The following is a 20,301-nucleotide window of genomic DNA, read 5'->3' on the forward strand; positions in this document are numbered from 1 at the left end:
ATTATTTATCTTTGAGGCAGAAAAGAAACTTTTTGAGTAACTAAAACAAGAAAACTATGAGTCGTGCGAAGAAAACAATGCAGATGAGTGACAATTTGGTCCTTCTGAAGGGTCTACTCTCCGACATCGTGCGTCAAGATCTTGGTCAGGAAGTAAGCGACAAGATAGACTCTATCCGTCGCCTTGCAGATCAGGACGCTACCGATGGCACCGTACCATCGCCCCAGCTACTAGAGGCGATTGCCTCTCTCTCCGATAGAGAGCTGCTCTATGTGGCACAGGCCTTCAACCAATCACTCAACCTAATCAATACAGCCGAGCAGCTCAACCTGATCTCCGAGCAGGCTCTAGGGCGAGATAATCCCATACAGTTCATTCGCCTCTGTGAAGATCTCAAAGCCAAAGGCGCAAGCCGAGAGGAGATCATCAAGGCACTCGAGCAGCTCTCGATAGACCTCGTACTCACGGCACACCCCACAGAGATTAACCGTCGCTCGCTCATCAACAACCTCAACGAAACGAGCGACTGCCTAGATCGACTAGATCGTGCAGATCTCCCAGACTACAAGCGAGCTCAGCTCATGCGTCGCCTGCGTCAGCTCATTGTGCAGTACTGGTACACCGACGAGATCCGCAAGCGCCGCCCCACGCCCGTAGAGGAAGCCAAGTGGGGCAACGATGTGATCGAAACGAGCCTCTGGTATGCCGTGCCTGAGTTTATCCGTGAGCTCAATGTGCAGCTAGAGGCAATGCTCGAGGGCTACACCCTGCCCATAGATGCACGTCCTATCCAGTTCACCGCATGGATGGGTGGCGATAGAGATGGCAACCCCAACGTCACAGCCAGTGTGACGCGAGAGGTGCTCCTACAGAATAGACGTCGTGCAGCTAAGCTCTTCCTCGTAGACATTGAGGTGCTAGTCAAGGAGCTATCTATGAGCTACTGCACCGATGAGTTCCGTGCCTATATCCAAGACGACGAGGTGCAGGAGCCCTATCGTGAGCTGATGAAGCGACTACGCACTCAGCTACGCAATACTATCGCCTACATTGATGAGCGACTCGAGGGTAGCACGCAGCCTATCCCTACCGATGTGATCTGGGACGATAGCCAACTCTGGGAGCCACTGATGCAGTGCTACCGCTCTCTCGTGTCGTGCGATATGGAGAGCATCGCAGGGGATAAGCTCACCGACACGCTTCGCCGTGTGCGTGCCTTCGGCGTTACTCTGGTCAAGACCGACGTACGCCAAGAGAGTAGCCGACACACCGAGGCTATCTCCGAGCTACTGCGCTACCTAGGTCTAGGGGACTATGCCAGCTGGAGTGAGGAGGAGAAGCAGGCGTTCTTGATACGAGAGTTGGCCTCTCGCCGTCCGCTGATCCCCGCAGGTTGGCAGCCTAGTGCCGAAACAGCCGAGGTCATCGACACGTGTCGTGTGATCGCCGAGACACCCGAGGGGGTTATCCCCGTATATCTGATCTCGATGTCGCAGACACCATCGGATATCCTAGCCGTACACCTGCTACTCAAAGAAACTAACTGTCCTTATCGCCTAGGAGTAGGTCCACTCTTCGAGACCCTCGAGGACTTGGAGAATGCAGCAGATGTTATGCGTCAGCTCTTCTCTATCGGCTGGTATCGTGGCATCATCGGCAACAAGCAGATGGTTATGATCGGCTACTCCGACTCGGCCAAGGACGCAGGGGCTCTGGCAGCAGGCTGGGCTCAGTACTGCGCACAGGAGGCTCTGATCAAGGTTTGCGACGAGGCAGGAGTACGCTTGACGCTCTTCCACGGTCGTGGTGGTACGATCGGTCGAGGTGGAGGCCCTGCCAAAACGGCTCTATTCTCTCAGCCTCCCGGTTCGCTGCGTGGCGGTCTGCGTGTGACGGTACAGGGCGAGATGATTCGCTTCAAGTTTGGTCAGCCTGCATTGGCTATCCGCACTCTTGGGCTCTATTTAGAGGCTATCCTCGAGGCTAACTTGCTCCCACCGCCTGTGCCACGAGAGGAGTGGCGTGAGGTCATGGACGAGCTGCGTGATGCATCGTGTGCTATTTATCAAGGCGTCGTTCGTGGCAACGAAGACTTCATTCACTACTTCGACCAAGCCACCCCGATCTCCGAGCTCTCCAAGCTCCCTATGGGCTCTCGCCCTGCTAAGCGCCGAGCAGCGCCCACGATCGATAACCTCCGAGCTATCCCGTGGATCTTCAGCTGGTCGCAGAATAGACTAATGCTCCCCGCTTGGCTCGGAGCAGGGGAAGCACTCCAGCAGGCACTTGAGGCTGGCAGACGAGATCTGCTAGAGCGTATGTACCGTGAGTGGCCATTCTTCAACACCCGTATTAGTATGCTTGAGATGGTGTATGCCAAGTCGGATATCGCTGTGGCGGCCTATTACGATCAGTTGCTCGTAGCCGAGGAATACAAGTACCTAGGACAGGACTTGCGTGAGCGCCTAGTGCGTGACACCGCTACGATCCTCTCTATCTCGCACGACCGCACACTTATGGAAGATGTGCAGGGCGGTGCAGCGGAAAATGTCGCTGTGCGCAATAGCTTCGTCCTACCGCTCAACCTGCTACAAGCCGAGCTGCTCAAGCGTTCTCGCTCTACCGAGGACTATTCGCAGGACATCGAGCAGGCGCTTATGGTGACGATCTCGGGCATCGCAGCGGGCGTGCGCAACTCTGGTTAGCAGACCTACACAGAGTGCAGTGGGGTAGAGCCAAGGTTTTGCTCCACTATCTCTGCCACATAGACACCGATCCCCCAATCAAGCGGAGCCCAAGGCTCTACACGATTGGGGGATCGGTCTATCCACATGTATGCTCTATCGCCCGCAACTTAGCTGGAAGGGGCAGTACCTGCAATGCTCAAGGTCTTGGCACTGAACGAAGGGCTGCTCTAGATCGAAGACACTACGCAGCAGATCTGTCAAGGTATCTAGATACTCTTGCCGATAGTCGGCATAGTCGGCTATGATGACTGCACCTTTTCGTGAGCCGAAAGTGACGTATGGACTATAGTTTTTGCTCTGTGTTCCCATCTCTTTTAGGCGCATAACCCCCGGCTGTATGGCGTAGCTGGGCATCTTAGGCAGTATGTTGGCCTTATTCTGCCAGAGTAGCTCGCAGTAGAGTAGTGTTTGTAGTACGGCTTTCATCTCCGTCTTGGTCGTGAGCTCCTCCCAAGACGTGAATTTCGGTTCTTTGTCTTGGCCCGTTTTATAGTCCAAGACCCGCACACGAGGGATAGGATCGTCCTCGCCCTGTACGATGTCCAGTCGGTCTATATCTCCCTTGAAGTTGATTTCTACGCCATTGCCTAGGTCTATTCGAGCCACTAGATGGGCTTCGCTCTCTAGATATGTGATTGGCTCATGTGTGGCGTCGTAGGCGATGATGCTGCGTGTATAGGTAGCGATCATATCGCAGTATAGCTTGTCTAGGGCAGATGCTTCCTGCTTCCCGTACTTATCCATGTAGAGCTCGGTGACGATGCGGTCTATCTCTGTATTACCCTTCTCGAGTAGACGCTCCAGATGAGCCACGGGTATTGGCTTGCCGCCTGTGTAGGGCTTGTAGACCTCCTCCATTGTGGCGTGCAGGATACTCCCAAACTCATTGGACGCCATTAGCTCTTGTGGCTCTTCTTCCTCATAGATCTCGAGGATCGCCTCGTAGTAGAAGCGTAGAGGACAGCTGATGTAGGTAGCCAGACGACTGGCCGAGAGGGCACGTCCGCCCGAGGCTGTGTCGCGAGAGAAGAGGGATAGCCTACGGGCTACCTCGGGCGACCGCTTGGAGATTACGATAGGCTCCGCTGGGGTTCTGCGTGGTGTGGACTGAGCCACACGTCTGTTTATGGGCACGCCATAGAGTAGCTCGAGCTGATGAATGTAGCGACTCTCCTCGCCCTTGCCTCCCATGGCATCATCTTGGCCGTAGATGAGGATTAGCTCCTTGGCCTTGGCGATGGACTGGTAGAAGCGATACGCCTCGGTAGCGTCTTGCCACTGACTCGTAGGCAGGCGATATCCACGCCTCAGGGTCTGAGGGATAAGCGTGGCTTCGTGCCCGCTGCGTGGCATTTGTCCCTCTTGTGCCGAGAGGTAGATCAACCTAGGGAAGTGTAGCGCACTGCTCTCCCTAAGCCCCATGACCTGCAATCCTCGCAACGGATCCCCCTCAAAAGGAATGGTTATCCCTCTGACCAAACCCTCCAATAGCCTGATGACAGAGGACAGAGGCATGCTGTCTAGAGCATATTGCTCGGACAAGCCTCTCAGACGATTGACGAGGCGAATGTAGTGGTGTATAAACTCGGCATCGAAAATGCTGATCTCTACTCGCCCATCGTCCTGAGTGACCGCTATATCCTCTGCGTGCTCCCTGCTCTCTGGTAGGCGAGAGCGGTCCATGAGCCCCTGTAGAAATTCTTGTAGATCGCCAAGAAACTGCCCTGCTCTCTCACTCGGGCGTAGCAGTATCTCGACGAGGCGCATGAATTGGCCCTGCTGCTCGGTGCCCTCGTCTTGGGCGCAGAGCTCGGCTTGCTCCATGATCCAGCTGGTCGATATGTGGTAGTTCTTTTGCCTGCGTATGGCGTCCGAGAGCTCAATGAGCTGGGGGTATCTCTCGCCTAGTAGATGTATGCTGAGCAGGGCGATGAGCTGATCGGCTCGGTAGCTACGATGATCATGGGAGGAGAGTAGCAGGCGGATCCAGCGGCTCATCAGCACCGCTACGGGAGTTCGGTTGAGTGGGTAGCCCAGCGTGATGTTCAGATGCTGGTATGCGGTAGGGATAGAGCTCACCGTGGGTAGCAGTAGCTGTTCGCTAGGCAGTATCATAGCCGTCGTGAGCTCGCTGGGGTCGTCGCTCAGCACACCGAGCTCACCCAAGATATGGGGCAGAGCTTTGACCTGTGAGATCGTACTGGCACAGCTGATGACCTCGACTTGCTGTGGCAGATACCGAGCCCCCTGCTCTGCCAGCCAGCTACCCTGTACCTGCCCCAGTAGCTCTTTGTTCTTGAGAAGGACCTTACTGGCGAGGTGCTTGCTATCGCTGAGGATATGTACCTGCTCGTCCCAGCAAAACTCGGCGTAACCTCGGCGGCGGAGTGCTCGAAAGAGCTTAAACTCGGCAGGAGTAATGTCGAATAGGCCGACGAAGACGATACGTGTCTGCTCTCCTAGGCCGTCTACCAAATCTACGGCACGCTCTGCTACTTGTCTATATATCCGTCCCTCGTAGCCACAGTCTGTGGCTTCTAGGCGCTCGTTGAAGCGCTGGTAGAGGGGCCATAGGCTCTGCCAGAAGTCTACGAAGCTACGGCGATAGTCTACACGCTCGCCTTCGTCCATAGCCGAGAGGTTCCTAAATCCATTCCAGAAGCTCTCGATTAGCTCGAGCGTGTCGGGCTCCATATAGCTGAAGTCCTCTTGTATCTCTCGGTAGTCGGCTAGGTTGGCATATAGCTCCTTGGCAGAGATGAGGTGCTGGTCTAGCAGGTCAAAGTCTTTGATGATGATATTGCCCCAGTACAAGAAATCCTCGAAGGGCTCTACCTCCTCCGCATTTGCCTCCTCTTGGCGGCAGCGATAGAGCTCGAATAGCAGAGCCGTGCGGTCTAGGACACGTACCTCGGGTAAAAGGCCTTGGATAAAATCCCCCACGGTCTGGCATTTGGGGGCAAACATAGGCGAGGGGGCTATGCGCCCTAGATAGTGCCGGAAGAATAGTAGAGATCGGCGAGAGGGGAAGACGAAGCGGTATTGTAGAGCGTCCGTCTGAGCTAGACTCTGACTGTTCTGTATTAGCCGCTCGCAGTAGTGAGCTGCTACTTGCTCTAGGAAGGGTTTCATCGAGATAGGTGTCCTTATTTATTGTGATACTCAAAGAAAAGGCTTTTTGATCAAATGATGAAATGCTTACCCAAACGAGAGGAGAGGCTCGTATGGCTAGGTATTTTATCGCTCGATCTTCATCTTTTTGGTTAAGGAGTGTAAACGTATTACTGAGGAATTTGAGAGAATAACAAGGATATTGATAAAGGTTGATGGAGCTTTGCCCAAAATGGAAGGACTGATTTTGGGCGATTTATGGGCTAATCCCCTGAGCTGTGCCCACTGATCCCAAAAGATTGATGGGAAGAAATCCTCAAAAAGGCGACACGAAAGCATAAAATTAGCGAGAGATGCATTTTATACATCTGATTATTAGTTGTTTACAAAATACTCGTTTTAGGCGGTTGTTTTCGTTCGGCTGGGGAGAAGTGCCCAAACGAGCAAGCGCACGATATAGAGCCTTCTAGAGGCCAAATATGAGGTGTAGCCTTTTCCCTTGGTTCTCTAGTCACTCGCCTAGATATATGCCCAAATGTCGCTAGAGATGTAAAAAATTTTCATTGCTATTTGATGCAAATGCTCAGGCAGATATTTGATCTCTTCCGAGCTCCTCATCTGCCTTCGGCTCACGTTTGGGCGAACCTATGGGATAGGTTTAATTGCGTAAGTATGTTAAGATTTATATAGTATTATGAAACAGGTAATTGTATTCATTAATTATCTATCTTAGCAGCCAATTTATAAATCATAGTATCATTCATTTCAAACAAAAAACTCGTGAAGAAATTTCTATCTGTTCTTTGCCTCATTGCTGCAAGTCTAAGTGCTACGGCTCAGACTAGAGCTTTCGATCCCAAAGATGGAGCACTGCTAGATGGTAAGACGATCGTTAAGATGAATCTAACCGGCCTTGCTACACGCAACTTCGGCTTCTATGCCGAGCGTATCCTCGCTAAGCCTCTTAGCTTCCAGCTAGGGGTCAATGTGATGCCTACTGGGGCACTGCCTTTCGTCGGCCTGCTATCCTCTAGATTTCCCGAGGTTGCAGACCTGACCATTGGCTCCAAGTCTATTACACCAGAGCTACGTTTGTATCTAGGTAAGGGCTATGGTAGTGGTTTCTACATTGCCCCCTATATGCGCTACGAGAGCCATACTGTTGCAGGCTTCAATGTCAGTCCAAATCTATCCACAGGATCTGAGCAAGATGAGTATGCTAGACTTGCCAAGCTCAGACTAAGCGGTAACCTCAGCGCCCTCGGTGCAGGTCTACTTATGGGTGTTCAGGGGAAGTTTGGCTCCAAAAAGAATATCGTCCTAGACTGGTCTATCCTTGGTATACATGCAAGTATGGCCAAGCTAACCCTCGAGGGCAAGCTGCCTAGTGAAATTGCAGATCTGACGCAGAAGGAGATGGGCAAGTTTAGGGAAGACTTGCACGATTTGGCTGAGAATCTGCCCGAGCTCAAAGATAAACTCGTGGATATCAATGGTCGTGGCGCCAAGGTTTCGACAGGCTTGCCATTTGGTTTCTTCCGAATGGCTCTCTCGATCGGTTACCGTTTCTAGAGTATTATATTCAGATCCAAATAACTAGGGGCTGTGGCAAATCGAATTTTGCCACAGCCCCTAGTTATTTAAGATGTTTGAAATTAGTTTATTAGCGCACTATAAACCTTAGGCTCTGTACACCATTGGCCGAAGTAAAGGCGATGATGTAGGTGCCTGATGATAGGCTGGCAGTTGGGATATTGATCTTACCGCCTAGGGTTTCGCTCTGCCAGAGGGTAACGCCGGAGAGGCTCAGTACTCTGATGCTACCTGCATGGTCTAGTTCCAGAGTTGCCTGTTCGCCTTGGTTGAGTAGGGTGGGGTAGAGACGAAGGCTAGAGTCTACAACGCCCTCTAGGCTAGTCTTCTTGATGAAGACAGCTTCTACGGTTACTGGTCCACCAACAGTGAACTTGAGGGTCTTAGTGATATCCTCGCCATTAGCTTTGAGGCTAGAGAGCTTCCAGTCTGCATCTGGTGTTACCTTGACTGTTACCTCTGTGCCCTCTGCTATTTGCGTGGGGTCTTCGATACCAACGAACTCAATCTTACCTTGCCCAGTCACATTGCTAGTGATAGCATGGGTTGGAGTTTTGATAGGAGCACCCAGTATCTCGAGCTCAGATATGATAGTATTTGCTTGAGCAGATGTCGTGATGACAACCTTAATATATCTAGCCTTGAGTCCATCCTTGAAGGATACGGCGCTACTGATGCCATCTCCTTCATTAAGCTTTAGCACACGCTTATAGGCACTGTCCTCTTGAGTAGTTTCGGATATCAATACTTCGCAGTTTTGGGGATATTTGGCGAAAATATCACCATCCTTGAGAGCGAACATTTGGAAAGAAGACAGGAAATGCAGAGAGCCTAGGTCATACTTGAACGTTAGATTAAAGTCGGAGAAGCTGATGCCGGGTGTAAACCATACGTTGCTCTTATCGCCATCTGCAAGCACCTTAGGATCTTTGGTTAGTTTGAGATCTGTATCGATGCCTAGATCAAGTAATGCCTGACTGGCTTCCATTGTAACGGATTTCCCTACCAAGATGTTGAAGCGATCTGGGTCGATTACTTTGACCTCAAACTCAGAGTAGATGGTCTGTCCGCCATTGGTCAGCTTAACCTTCACTTTGGAGTTTCCTACTTTCCGACTTGCCTCTAGAGTTAGATTGATGTTATTGTCATCTGCCGTCACTGCTCCTACTACTTTTACTAGATCGTTGTCAACGGTCGCTGAGACTGCAAAGTCCGAGGCACGTTGTTCTCCTCCCAAAGAGTAGGGTATTGATAGAGTACGCTTCTCTGAGAATTTCAGAGATTGATTGGCAATTTGCTCAATTTTTTGTTTGCTTTCGAGACCATAGGCTTCAAATTCCCAAATACGAATGGTAATGGGCTGCTCTTTGTCATACGGCGTGAAGCGTACATAGCGTGCTGTGGTGGGCTTAATCCAAGCGTCCTTCTGGTTCATAGACTGTGGGAGATCTTGCTCATTAAGCACTTCTATCCAATCCGCATTGTTGTTGCTAAGCTCAATCTTGTAGTTGGAGACATTTTCGAACCCTTCGATTGGACGGCAGTCGTAGAACTTGAAGCGATACAGGTTGTAGGGCTTCTTCAGGTCAATAACTACCCAGTGTGAGAAGCTACCGCCAGCACACCATTTTTTGCTAATATCCGATGGAGCCGTGATGCCATCGAGCAGGTTGCGTGGGTGTTCCTTTTCGTTTGTGTAGCCACTCACATTGCTGATTTGTCCGCTTCTTGCCACGTTTTGGAGATTCTTCTCATCGCTGATCTCAACCAAGCCCTCTACGGTCTTAGTCGTAGTACCTGCTTCGTTGCTTACTTTGACAGTGATGGCGTATAGACCAGCTTGGTCAAACTTAAATGTTGCCTTGTTTTCTGTCGCGCTGACGAGCTTTGCTCCCTTGGGTGTTACCCATTCATACTTTTTAGGGAACTTGTTGGCATGAGCTGTAAAGACGATTTGGGAGCCTACAGTGGCGAGTGTTTTGCTTGCAGAGATGCGTACCTCTGGGGCAGTAAGATCTGGATATTTTAGGACTAGAGTAGCCTCCGTGGCAGACTCCTTCATATCTTTGGTTACCGCTCTCACATACACTTTAGCCTCCTTTTCTGATTCGTCTTTACGAGTAAACTTATCAATATAGAAGCCCTCATTACGTGTCTGTCCCACAAGCTTTTTAGACTCTCCTGAGCGTTCGAAGTAAACGTTGTAGTGGTGAATATCATCGCTCTTGGCAGCATCCCAAATTAAACGAATATCCGAGACGGCCTCTTGCAGTTGATTTTGGCTCTTGAGGTTGGTTACGACTCCACTCTTAGGGGTATAATCCTCTGCCTTAATTGAGAGCTGACCGAGCTTGAGGTTGTAGTTATTGATGCTCTTGTGAGGTTTGAAGTTGAGGGATAGCATGCGGAGGTCTTTACCTGCGAGAGCCTTCAGCGATGCTTTGGCAATAGACCAGCCGTTTTGTGTAGGCTCTGTAGTTGTGAACTCAATTGCTTGAGTTTCCTTTCCATTGATATCTGTCGATACAACGAGCTCAAAGATTTTGTCAGTGTCGCCCTTGTAGACTAGCTCTACAACTTCATTGCCCTTGAGGTTAATCTTTGTTTTGTACAAGTGAACTAGATATTCGGCCTTAGCTCTGATTGATCCAGAGACAACAAGGCTACTACCAGAGTTGTAGGCATCATCCCAGTTGAAATCAAGGTGTATGTTGCTTTTTACACCTCCGTTTTTAGGTTCAATCCACCATCTCCAAGTGGGCAGTACGTCCTGCATCCCAACGTGGTACCAGTCTCCTGTGCCACGCTTCTCGCCCTGTACGAATCTGTATTTACCGAGACCTGTACCGAAGCTTGTAACGAATGGAAGGGATGTAATGGCGCTGCGCTCTTGGATTCCAGCAGATAGTCCGGGCCAAGAATAACCATTACTACTCCTTGTTTTAGATGGATCAACAGAGTTGTTTACCCAAAATTTGCTTGCATTTTTGAAGACCTCGCTCATGGCCGTGTAAGCTTGGGGTCCCGAAGCCTCTGGGGTACCAAGTAGGCGTTCTACTTTCTTTTTCCAAATCTGCTCTTCTGGGTTGAAGAGTTGGATAGAGCCGACGTGTTCGTTTTGTTTGGCTGGAAAAAGATTGTTGAAGATGGAGCCACCGCCATAGATACCATACGTTGCATTATTGATCCCGTAGTAGACCTTGTCGAAGTATCGATCTGCGCCAAGCTCTTTGACCAAAGATGCTTTATTGGCCGATGCTCTTCCGTCTCCGCCATAGTTGACGAAGTAGGATACTCCGGGATTTCCTTCCCATTTGAGCCAGTTTTTGAGATCATTGCCAATGTAGATGTTAGCATCATAGTACTGTAGCTCCATATCTTTACCTTCGCTTTTGGCTTTGTCTAGGAAAGCTTTCATGAAGCCAGTCCATTGCTCATTGCTAATATGGCGGGAGCTACCCTCGTCATTGAGCAACCAGCCGTCGAAACCAAGGTCACGAGCGATCTCGTAGAGCTTGATGGCGTAGGGATATGTGCCGTTCTCCATAGTAAACATTTTGTCTGCTTCCTTGGGATTGCCTCCATGCTCTAGCTCGGGGAAGAAGAGTGTGCCAAGGATGCGAACGCCATGTAGGTGTGCGATATCGATCGCTGGGGCAGAGGGAGCCGTGATAAGCCCTTCGCCAGCCGAACCACCCCACCAGACTACGACGTCCATATATTGCCAGTGGTTAGGGTTGTAGCCGATGAAGTTGTTGGCTCCCTGAGCAGGTGTAGTGCTACAGTTGGGGTTCATCGTTAGGCAAGCTGCTACCTTACCTTGATACTTCTGGTCGGCATTGGCTTTGATCCCGTCGTCTTTGATGCGTTTTTGTAAAGGAATGGTACTTCTGTTGAACTTGGCCTCGGGATACTTGTCAATCGACCAGTTCTTGATCCCGTCGGGATGCCAGCATCCTCCAAAAGGTTGCTGGGCTACTGCACTCAGCCCAAGCGTGCAAGACGCCATAAGTACAGGCACAATTTTTCTTAATCGCATAATTTTTTGAATTAAATTAAGGTATAATTGATTGGTGATTTAACGGAAGTTGTTGGGTATGGCTCGCTCATTGGGTGCACCATTGGTGTCGGCGACATCCCACCAAACTCGGTCTCCTTGCTTGGCATCTTTGGGAGCATTCTCATTATTTACTATATCGGAGATAGGATAACTCACTCGTTTGATGAATTTCCCTACGGGGACATCGGCCGATAGATTGTTGAGAGGGTTGCGCAGTCTGGGGTAATCCGTACGGCGATATTCGGCCCACGCCTCATTGCCATTGGGGAAGACTGCTAGCCACTTCTGTGTAATGATCGCCTCGAGCTGAGCCTCTCTATCGCCTCCATCGAAGGGATTGTTCTTGAGGCCTGCGATGTATGCCTCTGTTTTATCCTCGGGTAGGTGGTAGTAGCGCATAGACTCACGAATACCCTCTAGGTAGAGTTGCTCGGCGCTTCCGCCAGCATTAGCCCAGCCACGTAGGGCCGCCTCGGCTTGAAGGAACTTACACTCGGCATAGCCAAACCAAATAAATTCGCGGCTGTAGCTGAACCAATGTGTGTCGGAGAGCTTCTTCCCTTCCTTATGCATCACACGTAGCACGGAGTATTTGTCGGGCGTTCTGTCCACATTCATATTGCCAATCTCACTGCCTGTAAACTTCATATTAGGGTTGTCTACCCCTTGGTCTAGGAAGCGTTTGGGCGTTGGTCTAAACCAGCTGATAGGGCAACGTGGATCAATGTCCGCACTTAGATTGTAGTAGGCAAGCTCTAGGTCTTTGCTCATCACAGCGTCTAGATAGCGATAGCTACAGTTGGCGACTTCGTTTTCGCTCCCACTATCGTCATCTCCTCCAAGCTCTACTGGAGCATATTTGGGGACGGTACGCATACGATCTTCTTGGCTTTTCATCAAGCCTGCTGGATGAGCCAGAGCAGCTTCTCCTTCCTTTTTTGCTCTCACTGGGTCTACATTGCTGATGCGTAGGGCTAGGCGTAGACGAAGTGTATTGGTAAAGCGTTGCCACTTGGCTACATCGCCCTCGAAACATCTGTCATCACGCTTGTCGAAGACGAACCCAGCGCGAGCAGGATCGAGCTGTTTGCTTGCCTCCTCGAGGAGTAGAAAGATTTTATCGTAGACCTCCGACTGAGGCTGATAGGTCGCATGAGTTGGTGCTGGCTGGCACTTAATCATGGGTGTCACCGGGATATCACCGTAAGTATCTGTCATCGTAGAGAGGAGGAAGGCATAGTAGACACGAGCCATATAGAAAGCATTGTGATACTTCTCCTTGTCTATATAGTACGCTACCTTGGCTACAGTCTGGTACTCCGAAGTCCGCTCCTGGTAGAAGTGATTCCAGCGGCGATCGGACCAGTCGGCTGTATAGACATATACGGGTGAATTGGCACTGAAGTTTGGATTGTTGTGCGCAAAGTAGCCTGCGTAGATGTCGTGCGTGAGGTTGGTCGTACGCTGATAGTCATCTACTAGCCCCTGATATGTGAGCGAGCGGAAGCTAGCCCCGATTGTACCCTCGCTCTCTTTGAGTGCTTGCATAGCCTCCTCCGATATTTGCTTGGCAAGGGCAATACTCTGGTAGTCGCCCTCGCTAGGCTCTTCTGGCTCTGGCTGCGGTTTGGGCTCTTCTGGCTTGTGTATGTAAGGAGGGGTTGTAGGGTCGGTATTCAGTTCCCTAAAACCATCGGTGCAAGATATGAGGCCAAGCAGAAGCGAGGCGACAAGGCTAGACGTGATGTATTTACTGATCTGATTCATGAGATTGGCTGCTTGCTTTAGAATTGCACATTGAGAGAGAACCCAAGCGTACGGGTGTAAGGTACAGACGTGAAGTCGATAGCCTGTGAGAACATGCTGATGTCAAATCCTCCCTCTGGGCTAGTACCCGGTGTATGGCTGAGGAGGTAGCCTAGATTGCGCCCTACTACCGATAGTCTAATATCTCTGAGAGGAGTGGATCTGAGCCACTTCTTGGGCAATGAGTAAGAGAGCGAGAGCTCTTTGAAGCGAATAAACGAAGCACTATAGATAAACTCCTCGGCTACTCCGTTTAGACCACCTACGGCTCGGTAGAAACTCTCGGCAGAGATAGCGGTTGTGTTGGGCTGACCAGTTGTTTCGTCTATACCACCGAAAACGAATTCGCCACGCTGCTCTGTGCGCTTAGCCATACCCTTGGCTGCTGCGATAGACTCGGACACAGATACCACTTGTCCGCCGAAGCGAGCATCGAATAGAGCCGAGAGTGATAGCCCCTTATAGGAAAGCGTAGGGCTGATTGAAGCCAAAAAGTCTGGCTGTATGTTGCCGATGACTTTCGGCTTGTCGGTGTCGAATAGGGGAATACCATTGCGTGTAATAACCTGACCAGCTTCATTGCGCTTGTAGGACTTGGTGCCGAGAATGTCGCCAAGGCGTCCGCCCTCGAAGGCTCCCACATCGACTAGTAGGTTGTCCCCTCTGAAGTTGAAGCTCATATACTTGCTCTCTGGGTCGAGCTTGCGTACGATCGTATTGTTGTGCGAGAGGTTAAGGGTCATAGTCCACTCGAAGTCCTTGGTGCGGACGGGTGTGCCGTAGAGCATTAGCTCGAAGCCTGAATTGACGATCTCGCCAGCATTTACCAGCTTCCAGCTATATCCAGAGGAGCGAGGCTGTGGGATACGTGTGATCTGGTTGGTCGTAGTGCTATGATAGTATGTGAAGTCAAAGCCAAGACGATTGTCAAAAAACTTCATATCAAGACCAGCCTCGATAGATGATGAGATCTCGGGTTTGAGGTCTTCGTTGTATTTCTCGCTAGGTGGCGTGAAGACTGGGCCTGATGGCTCCTGCCTCCAAGATCCAGTATTCACAAGGCGGAATGGCTCCGTGTCCTTGCCGACCTGCGCCCATGAGAGGCGAGCCTTGCCGAAGGAGAGCCACGAAGGGCGAGCATTCTTTTGCTTCATCAGCTCCGAGAATACGAAGCTGAGGTTGGCCGAGGGATAGAAGTATGAGTTGTTGTTGAGCGGTAGGGTAGAGGACCAGTCATTGCGAGCCGTGAGATCGAGAGAGAGGTACTCGTCCCAAGCGAACTGGAATGAGCCGAAAGCCGAGCGAGTCTTCCGTCGGGATAGGCCATTGCCTGCAGCGTTGAAGCCTTGTGCGGAGTTATGGCTCCAGTAGTTGTTGTTGAGCATATTCTTCGATACCCCCATCAGGTAGTGAGTCTTCTGAGACATCTCGCTCACCCCAGCGGTATAGTTGATGCGGATGCGATCGCCGATGTTGTTGTTCCCGAAGAGTATTGCCTCTGCGTTCTGCTCGAAGAAGTTCTCTTCTCTGCTGAGGTACTGTTCATTGGTCTGCTCTACAATCCCGTCTGTACGGTCTTTTTCCTCTATATCGGTGTGGTAGTAGTCGAAAGCATACTTGGTTTGTAGGAAGAGCCAGTCGGTGAAGTTGATCTTGGCTGAGGCGTAGCCGAATCCACGCCAGCGTTGGTCTTCGTTGTCGCGCTGATTGTTGATGTAGTAAGGGTTGAGATCTTGAGGGAAGGGTCCTACATAGTTGATATGCCTGTGTGTATCGTTCTTGTAGGTCTTGAGGTCATCTAGATTGATGTTGTGCGGCATATAGATGAGCGGGTAGATCTCACCCCCAATCCCGAAGGTAGGTCTATTGATTGCCTGAGAACGAGAAAGTGAAATCTTGGTGTCAAGGCTTAGGTACTTGTTCATCGTCATGCCAGCCTTGAGGTCTAGATTGTTCTTGTTGATCTCTTCCCGAGCGAATAGACCTGTGCTACGCGTATCGCCGAAGGAGATACGGTAGTCCGACTTGTCCGTCACGCCTCCTATGGAGATGTTGTGGGTTTGGGCAAACCCCGTTTGGAAGTAATCTCTGAGCTTATTGCCGTTGAGCCCGTAGGGGCGTTTCTGTCCATTCCAAGCCTCATACTCGTGTCCGTCTAGCTTGGGGCCGAAGCTCTCGGATACACTAGGGTTAAACTGGCCATTGGAGCCCTGCCCGTAGGTGCGTTGTTGCTCCAGAGAGGCTCCGACTTGGCTCCAAGTGAAGTTGCCGTTGTAGGTAACGCCGAATCCCTCGCCCTTATTCCCCTTTTTCGTTGTGATGAGGATTACACCATTACCAGCTCTCGAACCATACAGCGCTGCTGCGTTAGGGCCTTTGAGTACAGAGATCGACTCAATATCCTCGGGGTTGATATCTGCGGTTACACCGCCTCTGTCTACACCCCCGAATAGCGAGGCTCCCGAGCTGCTGTTGTCATTGAAAGGGACGCCATCGACAATCCAGAGAGGTTGGTTATTGTCTGTGAGAGATGAGTTGCCTCGTAGGGTAATCTTGGTCGATCCGCTTAGTCCCGTACCAGATATGTTCATTTGTAGCCCTGCTACCTTGCCTTGTAGTGCACCAGTGACAGAGGGGTTGCCAGTTTTGTTGAGCTCGCTACTCTTGACGTCTTGGAAGGCATAGCCTAGCATTTTTTTCTCTCGCTTGATGCCTAGTGCCGTCACGACTACCTCATCGATGGTCTGTGTGTCCGACTTCATCACGATTTTCATCACTCCGTCGGTAGCAGTCACCTCCATGGGCGCATAGCCGATGTACGATAGTAGTAGGGTGGGATTGGGCATTGAGGTGCCGATGCTGAAGTTGCCATCAAGGTCTGTCACTACGCCCTGCGAGGTGCCTTTGATGCGTACATTGACTCCGATAAGTGTTTCCCCTGTTTCATCTACAATCTGTCCACGATAGATCTTGCCTTTGCCCTGCTGCTGTTGTGTTTCTGTCCGTATGCCTTCGCTAGAGTGTAGTGAGATAGGCGCAAGTGCCAAAGACAGTGCTAGGGCTGGGGATAATAATAGCTGTGCTTTCTGCTTCATTATTATTTGCCAGAATTAGCTGTTATAGTATTGAATTTATTGAACTGACTACGCTGGTATGTTTTGGGGGGTAGTAGGGTGGTATAGATCGGAGCTTCAGAATTCGTTCAGTATGTTTGCACTATCTGGCGCTTGCTCCGATAGCCTAGATTTTAGTCTTACGCCTTTCCCTAGTATCCATTCTCCGTCATTGATGAGATTTGCTATTACTTCCTAAGTTGATTTCGTGCCAAAGGTAGACATTTACGCCATATAGCAAGCAAGATCTTCAAAATATTTATTTCCGTTATATATTTGATTGTTAGATTTATATGAAATAAATTAATTAGAAGTCTGGGGTTATTTTAGCATTTGGTTAATCGATGTTTTAATAGGATTTATTTGTGATAAATAGGTTTTTGTTGATAAATAGCGCTCCTCTTGGGGGTGTGTCTGATCTTTTTTGCTTATTTCGGTATTTGCATCTGTTCTTTTATTCACTTTCTTTTGTCTATTGTTCGCTTTTTGTTTTGTTTATCTTTTCTGAGTCTGAGGCTGTACATAATTATTTAGATGACTCTATTCTGGGGGAGGCTTAGTAAGATGCAATAACGAGGAATGGGGGTAGTCACAAGGTTTTTTGTTTGGATTTTTATTAGTGACTATAAATCAGGGAGATATAAATATGCTCTAGAATCGATTATCTCGGGTCTTGTGGAGTGAAGTATTAGGCGGCTGATAAAGCCCCGTAAAACGCCTAGAAAGGGCCTTGAGCGAAGTGTGTTGGATTTGGCCGGCTGTCTAAGGGCGTTTTCGGACCTTTGTATTGAGGGATAGCACTCGGTAGCTGGTATTTGTCTCTCTGTTTGATTGGCAAATTGAGCGTTTCATCTTTTCTGTTAATATATGTAGATTTTCTGTGCGTAGGTTTTGGAGTGATCTGGAGGAATTTTCGTGAGCTTGGTTGGTGCTTCTTGAGAATTTGAAGGACTGATTCGTTGGGATTGAAGGATTAATCCTCTTAGATGTGTCCACCAATTTCAAAAGATTGATGGGGAGAAATAGTAAAAGATGCCCGCTATTTTGTGGGATTTCTTGCTTCTGTTCTTTTATGTATTTGGTATATAGGGTTTTGCTTTCTCTTCATGCTTGGGGAGATCTTTTCGTACAGCTATGTGAGATGCTCAAATGGGTCTGAGTGCTATGTGGGGCTTGCTAGGGGGTAAATATGGGGGCTGCGCTTTGTTCTCTCCTGCGGCTTTGTTCCCCCATCAATATGCTCACAGGTGATCTAAAATATAAATTTTGCCTCTCGGTGGGCTTGCTGTTTTTTGAGGTTTGTTTGTTGCGACGATTATATATGCTTTAGGGGAGAGATACGGGGGGGAGTTCGTGGCAAAAGGCTAACTTTGTCGTAGAAGGATATGATCCGCTCGAGTTATGACACTAGACGAAATCAAACAAATACTCCCGACACTGCCCGAGTCCCCCGGGTGCTACAAGTATCTCGATGACGAGGGTAGGGTGATTTATGTGGGTAAGGCTAAAAATTTGCGCAAGCGAGTCAGTAGTTACTTCCAGAAAGATCTGCCCAATGCCAAGACGAAGCTACTCGTTCGCCAGATTAAGCAGATTGAGTATGTCGTGGTAGAAACCGAGTCCGATGCTCTGATTTTGGAAAATGCACTCATCAAAGAGCATCAGCCTCGCTATAATATCCTCCTCAAAGATGGTAAGACTTATCCCGAGATTATCGTTAAGAATGAGCCTTTCCCTAGGGTTTTGGTGGAGCGTCGTGCCAGTCGAGATGGCTCTCTGCGCTTCGGGCCATATCCGAGTGTGCAGATGGCGCGTGCCACGCTGGCGATGATACAGGATATCTATCCGATACGTACGTGTAGCCTAGATCTCAGTCCACAGAAAATTCTTGATGGGCGATACAAAGAGTGTCTGCAGTATCACATCAAGCGATGCAAGGCTCCTTGTATCGGAGCGCAGGCTCGTGCCGACTATGATGCCAATATTAGAGAGATTGTTAGTTTGCTGCGTGGTGACCTCTCCACGGTTATTGAGCTATATCGGGAGGAGATGCTGCGCTTGGCCGAGGAGCTTCGTTTTGAGGAAGCTCAGGTCTATAAGGAGCGTCTAGAGCACTTGGAGCAGTATCAGGTCAAGCATACTGTGGCGCCGCATCATATACATAATGTAGATGTCTTTAGCTTCGATCGTGATGACCGTAGTATCTATGTCAATTATCTGCACATCTCTCAGGGTATGGTCAATAAGGCGCAGACAGTGGAGTACAAGGCGCAGCTAGACGAAACAGATGAGGAGCTGCTGGCATCGATGATTCTTGAGCTGCGTAGGCGGTTTGATAGTCGAGCACGTGAGGTTATTCTGCCGTTTGTGCTCGATTGGGAGCTCTCTGGTGTAATCATCACGGTGCCACAGCGTGGGGATAAGAAGAGGCTGCTCGAGCTCTCGGAGCGTAATGTGCGTCAGTATCGAGTGGATAAGTATAAGCAAGCCGAGCGGCTCAACCCTGATCAACGCATGATGCAGACCCTAGGTGAGCTCAAGGAGTTGCTCTCGCTCGACCGATTGCCCCTACATATAGAGTGCTTCGATAACTCCAATATACAAGGTAGTAGCCCAGTGGCAGCCTGTGTTGTCTTCAAACGTGCTGTGCCGAGTAAGAAGGACTATCGTAAATATCACATTCGCTCTGTCGAGGGTGCGGACGACTACGCCTCCATGCGTGAGGTTGCCTCAAGGCGATACGGCAAGATGCAGCAGGAGGGTGGGGGGATACCCGATTTGATCCTTGTCGATGGAGGTAAGGGGCAGATGGGGGTCGTTCAGGAGGTGCTCCAAGAGTTGGGGTTGGATATTCCGGTGGCGGGCTTGGCTAAGGACGAACGTCACCAAACGAGTGAGCTGCTCTGTGGGTTGTCGATGCGCTCCGTGCCGGTTAGGCATCAGAGCCCAACCTTCCGTTTGTTGGAGCAGATTCAATCGGAGGTACACCGCTTTGCGATCAGCTTCCACCGAGATGTGAGGAGTAGGGGGCAGGTGGCATCAAAGCTGGATTACGTTCGGGGGATTGGGTCTAAGACTAAGGATCAGCTTTTGGCTTCGTTTAAGAGTGTCAAACGCCTATCGGAGGCCTCGGAGAGTGAGCTTGCGCTGATTGTGGGGGCTAAGAAAGCTCGGCTGATCTATGAGGCGTTGCACGTGGAACAATGAATAATCGATTGATATATGAGGATTGTCGTACAGAGATGCTCCAAGGCGGAGCTACATATTGACGGAGAGTTGAGGTCTAGTATTGGTCTTGGTTTAGTTGTCTTGGTTGGGATAGAGGATAGGGACACGGATGAGGATGTTCGTTATTTGGCGAAGAAAATAGCTGCCCTGCGGGTCTTCGATGATGAGGAGGGAGTGATGAATCGGAGTGTCGTCGAGGTTGGTGGAGATATTCTGCTGGTTAGCCAATTTACTTTGATGGCTTCAACAAAGAAGGGCAATCGCCCTAGCTACATCAAGGCTTCTCGTCCAGAAGTTGCAGTGCCTCTATACGAGGCGCTCGGGAGAGAGCTTGAGGGTTTGCTCTCTCGGGCTATTTCGTGTGGTGTCTTTGGAGCGGATATGCAGGTCGGGTTGGTAAACGATGGCCCTGTTACGATTATTATGGATAGTCACGCCCGAGAGTTCTAGTCAGCCTATGGGGTGTCATTGAGGGGAGGGTTGAGTCTTGGGGCTTGATCCTCCCTTTTTTGTTGTGAGGCTTGATGGGTGGGGAGGTGTGTTTCTTGAGACTATTGCGCAATGCGCCGCTCAAAGTTTCTTGTATCTTTCTCGATGTTTTTTGAGTGTTTGAGCGGCTTTGGGAGCCTTGAATACTATCCCC

General features: G+C 50.0%; 8 protein-coding genes. 4 read left to right on the top strand and 4 right to left on the bottom strand.

Annotated features, from left to right (window positions below):
• Positions 1-56 precede the first annotated feature (56 nt).
• Positions 57-2,705: a phosphoenolpyruvate carboxylase gene (ppc, locus tag HQ41_RS03430; RefSeq protein WP_081964743.1), complete on the top strand. Its 2,649-nt coding sequence runs from the start codon at positions 57-59 to the stop codon at positions 2,703-2,705.
• A gap of 135 nt (positions 2,706-2,840) precedes the next feature.
• On the opposite strand, the gene HQ41_RS03435 is transcribed toward ppc, so the two are convergent.
• Positions 2,841-5,879: a PD-(D/E)XK nuclease family protein gene (locus HQ41_RS03435; protein ID WP_044187945.1), complete on the bottom strand. Its 3,039-nt coding sequence runs from the start codon at positions 5,877-5,879 to the stop codon at positions 2,841-2,843.
• Positions 5,880-6,638: 759 nt separating this feature from the next.
• Between HQ41_RS03435 and HQ41_RS03440 the strand changes: the two genes are divergently transcribed.
• On the top strand, positions 6,639-7,430 hold the full coding sequence (locus tag HQ41_RS03440; protein ID WP_052405262.1) for a DUF3575 domain-containing protein: 792 nt from the start codon (positions 6,639-6,641) through the stop codon (positions 7,428-7,430).
• 91 nt (positions 7,431-7,521) lie between these two features.
• Here the strand turns inward: HQ41_RS03440 and HQ41_RS03445 are convergent, their stop codons facing one another.
• From HQ41_RS03445 to HQ41_RS03455, 3 genes are read right to left on the bottom strand one after another with little or no spacing between them, the layout of a single operon-like run.
• Positions 7,522-11,490, bottom strand: coding sequence for a discoidin domain-containing protein (locus tag HQ41_RS03445; protein WP_081964744.1), 3,969 nt, complete (start codon positions 11,488-11,490; stop codon positions 7,522-7,524).
• Positions 11,491-11,529: 39 nt separating this feature from the next.
• Entirely contained in the window at positions 11,530-13,278 is a 1,749-nt protein-coding gene (locus HQ41_RS03450; RefSeq protein ID WP_044187947.1) for a SusD/RagB family nutrient-binding outer membrane lipoprotein, read from the bottom strand.
• 17 nt (positions 13,279-13,295) lie between these two features.
• Entirely contained in the window at positions 13,296-16,412 is a 3,117-nt protein-coding gene (locus HQ41_RS03455) for a SusC/RagA family TonB-linked outer membrane protein (RefSeq protein WP_052405264.1), read from the bottom strand.
• A gap of 1,419 nt (positions 16,413-17,831) precedes the next feature.
• Between HQ41_RS03455 and uvrC the strand changes: the two genes are divergently transcribed.
• Both uvrC and dtd read left to right on the top strand, forming a co-directional pair.
• Positions 17,832-19,637, top strand: coding sequence for an excinuclease ABC subunit UvrC (gene uvrC / locus HQ41_RS03460; RefSeq protein ID WP_044187949.1), 1,806 nt, complete (start codon positions 17,832-17,834; stop codon positions 19,635-19,637).
• A 15-nt stretch (positions 19,638-19,652) separates the two neighbouring features.
• Positions 19,653-20,108 (top strand): D-aminoacyl-tRNA deacylase, encoded by a 456-nt coding sequence (gene dtd / locus HQ41_RS03465; protein ID WP_044187951.1) that lies wholly within the window; start codon positions 19,653-19,655, stop codon positions 20,106-20,108.
• Positions 20,109-20,301 lie beyond the last annotated feature (193 nt).

This window comes from Porphyromonas sp. COT-290 OH860, assembly GCF_000768935.1.
GTDB lineage: Bacteria > Bacteroidota > Bacteroidia > Bacteroidales > Porphyromonadaceae > Porphyromonas.